Raw genomic sequence first — 10,353 nt, 5'->3', positions numbered from 1 at the left:
TGATTTGTGTGTTAGTCACTCAGTGAAAACCACCAGTGGCGTGACATCAAGACGGTCGCACGACTGAATCATGCGAACCTTTGCCACTACGGTCGACACCCACTCCGTATCAGGAGTGGCGGCGCATTTTACAATAAACCGCGCCACTTCCAGAGTAAAAAATGGCGCAGTTTAATAAACTGCGCCATAATAGCGCCACGCGAATATCGAACGGTGCCACATCCGCTATGTCATCCACCACAGCCTTGCTGAACAGCATCCTGGCATCCGAGAACGGATTGACGCTTGCCGAGCTCCTGTCCATGCACCCTGGCATTGCCAGACGAACGGCGCAGCGCTTGATTGCGAAGCTGATTGAGAGCGGCCAGGTCACTGCTCGGGGTGAAGGCAGAGCCCGCCGCTATTTTCGTGTCGACGCTCAATCCGGTAGTGGCGCACTGGCCACCAGAGCAGATGGTTTTCCGCCCTTTATTCCCCTCTCTGCCGACAGCCAGGACATCCTTGCCTATATCGACCAGCCCCCAGAGGCGCGCAAGCCGGTAGGTTACCAGCGAGATTTTCTCGAAGCGTACCGTCCCAACGAGACCTGGTATTTGTCGCAGTCGCTGCGCCGCCAATTGTACAAGATGGGCAGAACCACTGACGTTGACGAACCTGCGGGCACCTACAGCCGCGCCATTCTTAACCGGTTATTGATCGATTTGTCATGGGCATCGAGCCACCTGGAAGGCAACACCTACTCCCGGCTCGACACGCGTGAGCTGATCGAGAACGGCAAGGCGGCGCAGGGCAAGGGAGCCATCGAAACACAGATGATCCTGAACCATAAGACAGCGATCGAATTACTGGTTGAAAACATCGATAGTGCGGAGTTCAACCGCTATACCCTGATGAACCTGCACAGCGCTTTGTCGGAAAACTTGCTACCAAATCCAGCAGATGAGGGGCGAATTCGTCAGCACGCCGTCGATATCGGCAAGAGCGTCTATCGCCCACTTGCCACGCCACAACAGATAGAAGACGCGCTGGACGCCTTGCTGGCCAAAGCTAACCGGATTGAAGATCCGTTCGAACAATCCTTTTTCATGATGGTGCACTTACCTTATTTGCAGCCCTTTGCCGACATCAACAAGCGCACCTCTCGATTGGCCGCAAATTTACCGCTGTTTCGTGCGAACCTCTGTCCGCTGACTTTTCTGGATGTTCCGGAGCAAGCCTACAGCAGGGCGATTCTCGGCGTGTATGAAATGAGCCGCGTGGAGCTGCTGCGCGATCTTTATATTTGGGCCTATGAGCGCTCGACGCAGGAATATCTGGCTATCAAACAAGACTTGGCAGAGCCGGACCCGCTTCGCCTGGCCTGGCGCGATCTCATCAAACAGACCATTCGCGACGTCATCACCCGTCCGGAGCTTGAGCCACTCTCCTGTATTCACCGTGCCGTGGCAGAGGCTGTTCCCAAGGGGGAGCAGGCGAAAGTGCAGGCACTGATCGTCGAAGAGCTCCGGCGGCTGCACGAAGGGGTGCTGGCGCGTTATGGGTTAAGGCCGTCCGAGTACCTGGGCTGGAAGGCGGTTCACGGGCATTAACGGACGCGGGTTCAATTCCGGATTTAGGAAATGAAACCGCCATGGGAAACGGGCGAGTTTGCTGAAAAAGGCGTCTCCTGCCTTTTCGGGCCTGAATAGGGGTTAACAAACATGCATTTTAACGGGTGTTGATTCAAACTGTCGCCCTGCGATTGAAACGATAAGGTAATGAGCGATGCCCCGCGTGGTCATGATCGATAATCACGACTCCTTCACCTATAACCTGGTGCACTACCTGCAAGAGCTTGGCGCCGATGTCGTGGTGGTGCAGAGCGATGCGGTCACCCTCGGTGACCTCGAGCAATTGACCCCCAATGCACTGATGATTTCGCCCGGGCCCTGCACGCCCAATGAGGCGGGCATCTCCATGGCGGCGGTAGAGCATTTTGCCGGTAAAACCCCGGTGCTGGGCGTGTGCCTGGGTCATCAGTGCATTGGCCAGGTGTTTGGCGCTGCTGTGGTGCGGGCCGGGCGTGTTATGCATGGCAAGACGTCGCTGGTGTATCACACCGGCGGTGGGGTCTTTGCGGGCCTTGAAAACCCCTTTCAGGTAACCCGCTATCATTCGCTGGTAATCGATCAGGCCTCCTTGCCGGATTGCCTGGAGGTCACCGCCTGGACTAAAACCTCGGAGGGCGACGTCGAGGAAATTATGGGGATAAGGCATCGTTCACTTGCGGTGGAAGGGGTTCAGTTTCACCCCGAGTCTATTCTGACCCATCATGGCCACGCCTTGCTGGCCCGGTTTCTGGGCATTCCCCTGCCCGCGGCTCTGGCATCGGCCCCGGGGCCTGATCAGCCCGCAGCAATCTGATATAGTGCCGGTATAAATCATCTTCCCCTTCATCACCCTGACCGCAGGAGCGAGCATGGATATCAAATACGCCTTGAAGCGCATTTCCGAACATGGCCATTTCAGCCAGGAGGACATGCAGTTGGTGATGCGCCAGATCATGACCGGAGAGTGCACCGACGCCCAGATCGGAGCCTTTCTGATGGGCTTGCGCATGAAGGGGGAAACCATCGAAGAGATCACCGGCGCCGCCATGGTGATGCGTGAACTGGCCGCCAGTGTTGATGTGAACGTCGACAACCTGGTCGATACCTGTGGTACCGGCGGCGACGGTCAGGACCTGTTCAACGTCTCGACAGCCGCCGCCTTTGTTGTGGCCGCCGCGGGTGGCCGGGTCGCCAAGCATGGCAACCGGGGTGTGTCGTCGAATTCCGGCAGTGCCGATTTACTCGATACGGCCGGCATCAGCATCAACCTGACACCCGAACAGACCGCCCGGGCAATAGAGTCGGTGGGAGTCGGGTTTATGTTTGCACCAGGCCACCACAGTGCCATGAAATACGCGATCGGGCCGCGCAAGGAACTCGGCATGCGCACCATCTTCAACATCATCGGCCCGCTGACCAACCCGGCCGGTGTGAAGCGCCAGGTCATCGGGGTGTTCAGCGAAAACCTGTGTGAACCGCTGGCGCATGTGATGAAGCGGCTGGGCAGCGAACATGTGATGGTAGTCCATTCCAAAGACGGGCTCGATGAATTCAGCATCGGCGGCAGCAACTTTGTGGCCGAACTGAAAGACGGCGAGGTGCGGACCTTCAAAATCCGCCCGGAAGACGTGGGTCTGGCGACTCAGGGGTTGTCTGGTCTGGCGGTTCAGAATTCGGAGCAAAGTTTCGAACTGATCAAAAATGCGCTTACCGGAGCCAGTGATGAAGTCTCGGCCCGGGCGGCTGATATCATCGCCCTGAACGCCGGTGCAGCGATCTATGTGTCCGGCATTGCCAGTGATTTTGAACAGGGCATCGCCATGGCGCAGGATGCCATTTCGACCGGCCTGGCATTCGAGAAAATGAAAGAGCTGGCCGCGTTTTCAGACGCCCTGACCGGAGCCTCATCGTGACCGATACGCCCACCATTCTGAAAAAAATCAACGATCGCAAACGCGAAGAAGTGGCCGAGCGCTCACGTCGGGTCAGCGCGCTGGATCTCGAGCGGGAATTCGATCGTCACCCGGCTCCGCGAGGTTTTGCCCGAGCGTTGACGACGAAGATCGGAGCTGGCAAGGCGGCCGTGATCGCTGAAATCAAAAAGGCATCGCCCAGCAAAGGCGTGTTGCGGGACCCGTTTCTGCCAGTTGAAATCGCACAGAGTTACGAGCGTGCTGGTGCGGCTTGTTTGTCGGTACTGACCGACCGGGATTTCTTTCAGGGTCATGAAGACTATTTGGTCGCCGTGCGCGATGGCTGTGCATTACCGGTTATTCGTAAGGATTTTTTGATCGATCCGTATCAGATTACTGAAGCCAGAGCGCTGGGGGCAGACTGTGTGCTGTTGATCGTTTCCTCGCTGGATGCGGCGCAGCTGACCGACCTGCATGATCAGGCTCGGGCACTCGGTATGGATGTGTTGGTTGAAGTACACGATGCCGCCGAAATGGAACGGGCGTTGCGCCTGGATACACCGCTGATCGGCATCAACAACCGGAACCTGCACACCTTTGAGGTCTCTCTGGACACGACGTTAACGTTGAAAGATGCGGTTGATGAAGGGCGCACCTTGATCACCGAAAGCGGCATTCTGACCCCGGCCGACGTTGAATTAATGCGCAACAACCGCATCAATGCCTTTCTGGTTGGTGAGGCCTTTATGCGCGCCGACGATCCCGGTACGCGAATGAACGAACTGTTTGGAGAGCTTTGATGCCACCCATTGTTACGATTCTGGTTGTGCTGGCACTGGTGATGCTGGTGGTGATTAAGATCACCTCGGCCAAGGGCTCGGAAGTGAGTGAAGAACAGGCGGCGAAATATTCGAAGTGGATTCGGATTCTGGTGCCGCTGGTATTGATTGCGGCGGCGATCAAGTATTTTATTGGGTAGGAGCAAGCTGAGAGTTTTGAGCTGAGAGCCGCGAGTTTTTAGTAAAGAAAGTCGGAGTTTGCAACCACCTGAGTGTCAGGAGCCGGGTAGGCCTATCTGGGGTAGTCCGCAAGAGGGATCTTGCGGTCTAGGCCCCATGGATGGGTTCACGCCGACCCCAGATGGGCCTACCCGGTGCCTGACACGGACTCCTGGCACCCAGCCAAACCTGAACTCCGAAATAAAAAAAGCGACCCTGAGGTCGCTTTTTTTATGAGTGCGAAGCACGGGTTTTAATCAGCTTTGCGGGGTTTGCGCGGCTTGCGGTCGCCGGCGGGCTTGCGACGTGGTGCGCCGGCCGGGCTGTCTTCCCAGGCACGCAGGGCCATGGGGCGGCCTTTGACTCGCGTCTTTTTCAGCTGTTCCAGGATCTCCTTGGGCATGCCGGTTGGCAGGTCGACCAGAGTGTATTGCTCCTGAATGCTGATGTTGTTGATGAAGCGGCCTTCGATGCCAGCTTCATTGGCAATGGCGCCGACAATGTGGCCGGGCTCTACGCCGTCTTTACGGCCCACGTCGAGGCGGTATTTCTGGGCGTCGTAGTCCAGTGGCCGGTCACGCTTGGCACCGCGTTCGGGGCGTGGTTTTCCGTCCCGTGCGGGGCGGTCATCGCGGTCGCGAGCCGGGCGTGGCTTGGGATCTTCCGGGATCTGCAGGGGTTTGTCTTCCTGCGCCATCATCGCCAGAGCGGCCGCGAGATCGCGGGCATCGACCTGGGTCTCAGTGTTCTCGACCCAGCCATCGATCATGGCGCGGAAAAACGTCAGGTCGGCGTTTTCAATGCGTTCCAGCACATCGGCCTTGAACTGGCCGGCGCGGTGGTCGCTCAACTGAGCAGCGCTCGGCAGTGGGTAGGGCTTCAGTTGCTGTTTGGTGACGCGTTCGATGTCGCGCAGCAAACGACGCTCGCGCGGTTTGACGAACATGATCGCCTTGCCACTGCGACCAGCGCGACCAGTACGGCCGATGCGGTGGGTGTAAGTCTGCACATCACCGGGAATGTCCCAGTTGATAACGTGGCTGATGCGTTCGACATCGAGGCCGCGGGCGGCCACGTCGGTAGCAATCACCAGGTCGAGTTTGCCGCTCTTGAACTGGTTGATGATGTCTTCACGTTGCTTCTGGGCGACGTCGCCACTCAAAGCGGTACAGGCATGTCCGCGGGCTGCCAGTTTGTCGGCCAGGAACTGGCTTTCGACCTTGGTGCGCACGAACAGGATCGCTGCGTTCCACTCTTCCACTTCCAGAATGCGGGTCAGGGCTTCAAGTTTGTCGATGCCGCCGACGTGCCAAACGAACTGTTCGATCTTCTCCAGTGCGGCCTGGCTAGCCTGAATTTCAATGCGTATCGGATCTTTCAGGTACTGCTGGGTCAGGCGTTTGACCTGCTGAATCATGGTGGCCGAGAACAGGGCGACCTGCTTATCGGCCGGGGTGTGTTCCAGAATCCAGTCGATGTCTTCAACAAAGCCCATGCGCAGCATTTCGTCGGCTTCGTCTAGCACCAGGTGCTTGAGGTTGGTCAGGTCCAGAGAGTTACGACGCAAGTGGTCCATGACCCGGCCAGGGGTACCCACAATCACTTGCGGATTTTGCTTTAGGCCGCGCAATTGGTTGCGCATGTCGGCGCCGCCGTAAATCGGCAGAACGTTAAAGCCAGCAGAGCCTTTGGCGTAGGATTGAAACGCCTCGGCCACCTGGATAGCAAGCTCACGCGTCGGGCACAGTACCAGCGTTTGTGGTGCCTGGATTTTACTGTCCATGATGCTCAGCAGCGGCAGCGCAAAGGCGGCGGTTTTACCGGTGCCGGTCTGGGCCAGGCCCAGCACATCTTTGCCAGCCACAATGGCTGGAATGGCCTGCTGTTGAATCGGCGTCGGGGTTTCGTAACCGAGCTTAGTCAGGTTTTCAAGTACATTGGGCGCCAGGCCCAGTTGATCAAAACGGGGGGTATCAGTCATTCAGAACACATCCTCGAGGGGTCGCAGCATGCAAACCCGGGCTTCAAGAAGGAGCCGCTTTCGAGTCGTACCGGTAAACCGGCGTATTCCCAGACAAGGCAGGAATCGGTCAAATAGGCTCCCTTCAGGCCGAACCAAAATGTCCGGCTTATGGTAAAAACGGGGCGCGGAGTATACATAATAATAGAGGAGTTGTCTGCTATTTATGCTAATCACTACCGCCACAAAAGCCTGCGTGCCGTCGGTCCTGCTGTGTATCAGCCGCCCGCCATGGTTGCTTTCCCCTCCTCCATCAGCCAGTCGACGAATTCCAGCACGAGAGGTGCCACGACCCGGTTGGACGGGAACACGATGTGGTAACCGTTGATCGACTGCAGCGGCGTCTCGGTTAATGCCACCAGAGCCCCACTGGTAAGCATGGGCTCGATGAAGGGTGACCAGCCAATGGCGACGCCCTGGCCAGACAAAGCCGCCTGCAGCAACAGGGTGTAGTTGTTGAACATCAGTTCAGGCTCGCGCGGTACTGACGGTATGTTGAGTCTGGAGAACAGTTCGGGCCAGTCGAACCAGCGGGCATGGTGATCCGCTTCCAGTTGCAACAGCGGCAAGTCGGTCAGGTGGGCCGGACCCTGGCCGGTGTGATATCGCTCTAGCAGCGCCGGGCTGCAGACCGGGATGACCTGTTCGGTAAACAGTTGTCGGGTGGGCGCGGAAATGTCGTGACCGTTACCGAATATCAGGGCGATATCCACATCGGCCTGGTCTGGCGTGACCGACTGCTGTGAGGTTACCAGCCTGACATCCACTTTTGGGTGAATGGTCCGAAAGTGTCGTAACCGCGGCAGGATCCAGTAACTTCCAAGGGCATAGTCGGTGGCGACGTTGATCACATCGTGATGCGCCTGTTTTTGGGCGTGCTGATACCCCTTCAGCACTTGAGCCAGGCCTTGGGTGACTGGCAGATACAACTGATCCCCGGCGCGTGTTAGCTGTACACCGCGATGGGTGCGTTGAAACAGCGGGCTGCCAATGTCGGCCTCCAGGCGCTTGACGTGCTGGCTGATGGCTGACTGAGTGCTGCCGAGCTCCTGTGCGGCAGCGGTAAACGAATGCAGTCGGGCCGCAGCTTCAAAGGCCACCAATAGGGTGAGGGGTGGTAGATCTTTTAGATTTAACATTAGCAATACTAATGGCTGATATAAGTTATGGGTCAGTTTACAAGGCATTGTTACCAGCGCAACATGAGTTTAGCCATTAAATTCATCGATGGGATGCCTTCTTGAGGTCACCCTAACGCCAGCACAGGTAGTGATAATGACCCAACCTCAACCCAATATTCTGTTCATTATGGCGGATCAGATGACCGCCTCGGCGTTGCCGGTTTATGGCAACCGCACCGTCAAGGCGCCTCATCTGGAAAGCCTGGCAAAGCAGGGTGTTGTTTTCGATTCGGCTTATTGCAATAGCCCCTTGTGCGCTCCGTCCCGGTTCGTGCTGATGACGGGGCGGTTGCCGGCGAAAATAGGGGCCTACGACAACGCTGCGGAATTGCCAGCCGATGTGCCTACTTATGCTCACTATTTGCGCAAGGCCGGGTACAAAACGGCCCTGTCGGGCAAGATGCATTTTTGCGGGCCTGATCAATTGCACGGTTTTGAGGAGCGTTTTACCAGCGACATCTACCCAGCCGATTTTGGTTGGGCCGTTAACTGGGACGAGCCTGCAAGCCGGCCCACCTGGTACCACGATATGTCGTCAGTGACTCAGGCGGGCCCTTGTGTGCGATCCAACCAGCTCGATTACGACGACGAAGTTGTATTTCATGCACGCCGCTATCTGTTCAACCAGGCACGCAGTGCAGACGATCGCCCGTTTTGCCTGACGGTTTCCATGACCCACCCGCACGACCCTTACGCGATCCCCGAGGAATACTGGAACCGATACCGGGATGAAGATATTGAACTGCCCAGGGTGCGCCTCGACGAGTCACAACGGGACCCGCATTCGAAAAGATTGCGCGCGCTCTACCAGGCCGATGCTGCAGACTTTGATGACAGCCAGATCCGCAATGCCCGCCGCGCGTACTACGGCGCGATCAGTTACGTTGATGATCAGGTCGGGACCCTGCTGGCCACGCTGAAGGAAACCGGGCTGGATAAGAATACCCTGATCGTCTTTTCCGGCGATCACGGTGACATGCTGGGTGAGCGTGATCTCTGGTACAAGATGAGCTGGTTTGAAGACTCGGCCCGGGTGCCCTTTATCGTTTATGCGCCGGATCGCTACCAGCCGGCCCGCATCAGTGCCAACGTATCGACACTGGATCTGCTCCCCACTCTGGTTGAAATGGCCACCGGTTCAGCGCCAGAGCTGGCGACAGCGATCGAAGGCCGCAGCTTGGTACCGCATTTGACTGGCCAGGGCGGGCATGATGAAGTCATCGGAGAATACATGGGTGAGGGGACGGTTGCGCCGGTGATGATGATTCGTCGTGGTGACTGGAAGTACATCCATTGCCCGGCAGACCCTGATCAACTCTACAACCTGATCAACGATCCCGACGAGTTAACCAACCTCGCGCCTGATCCCGACTATGCCCGGGTGTTACAGCCCTTGCGCGAAGAAACAGCCAGGCGCTGGGATATGGAACACATTCAACAGCAGGTTCTGGACAGCCAGCGTCGCCGCCGCCTGGTTGCCGAAGCACTGTCACAAGGACGCGTCACCTCATGGGATTTCCAACCCTGGGTCGATGCAAGCCAACAATACATGCGCAACACCATGGATCTGGGTGACCTGGAGCGGCAAGCTCGATTGCCTGTCATGCCAGAAGATTAGTTACTCGTCGGAGTAGAGAAATTAATGGGGCTCGGGGATCAGTAAACCCTGTGTCATTCACAGACAAATGAACAGAGGGTTAAGCATGAATACACGGAAAACATTACGTCTTGGAGCGGGCTTCGTCGCCCTGTGTGCCCTGGGAGCTACGGTGCAAGCGGACGTCGCCGAAAGCTGTCGTTCCGTTCATTTCAGTGACCCGGGCTGGACTGACATTAATGTCACCAATGCTGTGGCAACGACCCTGCTTGAAGGTCTCGGTTATGAAACGGATGTCGATTTGCTAGCCGTACCCATCGGGTTCGAGTCATTGCAGGCCAACGATATCGACGTATTTCTTGGCAATTGGATGCCGGCGCAGCAGGCGTTTGCCGACAAATATGCCGATGGCTACGAGCGTGTTCGCGCCAATCTTGAAGGGGCCAAGTTTACCACCTTAGCCGTGCCGGACTACGTGCATGAAGCCGGTGTTGAATCCTTTGCCGATCTGGCTGACCATGCCGAGGCGTTCGATCAACGCATTTACGGCATCGACCCGGGTGCGCCAGCCAATAGTCTGATCCAGAGCATGATCGATTCCGGTGATTTTGGATTGGATGGCTGGGAATTGGTGGAATCCAGTGAACAGGGCATGCTGAGCCAGGTTGATCGTGCCGCGCGGCGTGATGAGTTTGTGGTGTTTCTGGCCTGGGAACCGCACCCGATGAACTTGCATCATGACCTGGTGTATCTGACCGGCGGTGATGACTACTTTGGACCAGATCTGGGTGGCGCGACCATATACACCCTGATCCGAAACGGCTATCGGGACGAGTGCCAGAACGCAGGACGTCTGCTAACAAACTTGGTGTTCACTCTGGATATGGAAAACCAGATCATGAGTTCCATTCTGGACGATGGTGAAACGCCGGAAGTGGCTGCTCGCACCTGGTTGGCAAATAACACTGAGGTATTGCCAGCCTGGCTGGATGGAGTAACCACGGTTGATGGCAACCCGGGGCTGGCTGCGGTCGAACAGGCGCTGGCTCGATAAG

General features: G+C 57.1%; 9 protein-coding genes. 7 read left to right on the top strand and 2 right to left on the bottom strand.

Going from position 1 to position 10,353, the window contains the following annotated elements; translation table 11 throughout:
* Positions 1 to 161 precede the first annotated feature (161 nt).
* The 5 genes from WEB54_RS06840 to WEB54_RS06820 all read left to right on the top strand — a co-directional run bounded on the left by WEB54_RS06840 (position 162) and on the right by WEB54_RS06820 (position 4,481).
* Entirely contained in the window at positions 162 to 1,589 is a 1,428-nt protein-coding gene (locus tag WEB54_RS06840; RefSeq protein WP_368054431.1) for a Fic family protein, read from the top strand.
* Between the two features lie 175 nt (positions 1,590 to 1,764).
* Positions 1,765 to 2,403: an aminodeoxychorismate/anthranilate synthase component II gene (locus WEB54_RS06835; protein WP_368054429.1), complete on the top strand. Its 639-nt coding sequence runs from the start codon at positions 1,765 to 1,767 to the stop codon at positions 2,401 to 2,403.
* 55 nt (positions 2,404 to 2,458) lie between these two features.
* Positions 2,459 to 3,502, top strand: coding sequence for an anthranilate phosphoribosyltransferase (gene trpD, locus WEB54_RS06830; RefSeq protein ID WP_368053428.1), 1,044 nt, complete (start codon positions 2,459 to 2,461; stop codon positions 3,500 to 3,502).
* A complete protein-coding gene (gene trpC, locus WEB54_RS06825; protein ID WP_368053430.1) occupies positions 3,499 to 4,302 on the top strand; it encodes an indole-3-glycerol phosphate synthase TrpC in 804 nt (267 codons plus the stop codon). The genes trpD and trpC overlap by 4 nt, the downstream gene beginning before the upstream one ends.
* On the top strand, positions 4,302 to 4,481 hold the full coding sequence (locus WEB54_RS06820; protein ID WP_368053432.1) for a hypothetical protein: 180 nt from the start codon (positions 4,302 to 4,304) through the stop codon (positions 4,479 to 4,481). Before trpC ends, WEB54_RS06820 begins: the two co-directional genes overlap by 1 nt.
* Before the next feature lie 272 nt (positions 4,482 to 4,753).
* Here WEB54_RS06820 and WEB54_RS06815 read toward each other — a convergent pair whose 3' ends face one another.
* Together WEB54_RS06815 and WEB54_RS06810 are read right to left on the bottom strand one after the other, a co-directional pair.
* Positions 4,754 to 6,481, bottom strand: coding sequence for a DEAD/DEAH box helicase (locus tag WEB54_RS06815; RefSeq protein WP_368053434.1), 1,728 nt, complete (start codon positions 6,479 to 6,481; stop codon positions 4,754 to 4,756).
* Between the two features lie 257 nt (positions 6,482 to 6,738).
* Positions 6,739 to 7,659 carry a LysR substrate-binding domain-containing protein gene (locus WEB54_RS06810; protein ID WP_368054426.1) on the bottom strand — a complete coding sequence of 307 codons (921 nt, stop codon included), beginning with the start codon at positions 7,657 to 7,659 and terminating at the stop codon, positions 6,739 to 6,741.
* A gap of 136 nt (positions 7,660 to 7,795) precedes the next feature.
* Between WEB54_RS06810 and betC the strand changes: the two genes are divergently transcribed.
* The gene (betC, locus tag WEB54_RS06805) at positions 7,796 to 9,319 is read left to right on the top strand and encodes a choline-sulfatase (protein WP_368053438.1); all 1,524 of its coding nucleotides are present in this window, start codon (positions 7,796 to 7,798) and stop codon (positions 9,317 to 9,319) included.
* 85 nt (positions 9,320 to 9,404) lie between these two features.
* Positions 9,405 to 10,352 (top strand): choline ABC transporter substrate-binding protein, encoded by a 948-nt coding sequence (gene choX / locus WEB54_RS06800; protein ID WP_368054424.1) that lies wholly within the window; start codon positions 9,405 to 9,407, stop codon positions 10,350 to 10,352.
* The last annotated feature ends 1 nt before the right edge of the window (position 10,353 follow it).

The sequence above is a fragment of the Saccharospirillum sp. genome, from assembly GCF_040881935.1.
Taxonomy (GTDB): domain Bacteria; phylum Pseudomonadota; class Gammaproteobacteria; order Pseudomonadales; family Natronospirillaceae; genus Saccharospirillum.
The sequence above is the reverse complement of the archived record's forward strand: the minus strand, read 5'-3'. Positions and strand labels throughout refer to the sequence as shown.